This is a genomic window from Bradyrhizobium cosmicum, from assembly GCF_032290525.1.
Lineage (GTDB): Bacteria > Pseudomonadota > Alphaproteobacteria > Rhizobiales > Xanthobacteraceae > Bradyrhizobium > Bradyrhizobium cosmicum_A.
This window is the reverse complement of record NZ_JASXTA010000484.1, coordinates 1-246: the sequence shown is the minus strand read 5'-3', so window position 1 is coordinate 246 and position 246 is coordinate 1. Positions and strand designations below refer to the sequence as shown.

General features: G+C 70.7%; 1 protein-coding gene. It reads right to left on the bottom strand.

The genetic code is table 11. From position 1 onward, the window contains the following. The coding region (locus QSV46_RS40655; RefSeq protein WP_314964382.1) for a thiamine-binding protein at positions 1–230 on the bottom strand (230 nt) is incomplete at its 3' end. Positions 231–246 lie beyond the last annotated feature (16 nt).

The window sequence follows — 246 nt, the reverse complement described above, 5'->3', positions numbered from 1 at the left end:
GCCTTGAGGACCAGGCTCACCCGCGGGGACACGGCGGACACGGCCTCGGTGGCAGCGCGGATGACGGGCATGACCTCGTCCCACTCGCCCTCGATGGTGGTGAACATCGACGTGGTCTCGTGGGGCAGTCCGGAGTCACGCACCACCCGGACCGCCTCGGCGACGGCCGCGCTCATCGACGCGGACTCGTCCTCGGTGGTCGTGGGCGCGACGGAGAAGGCGAAGAGCATGACCCCACGGTAGGCC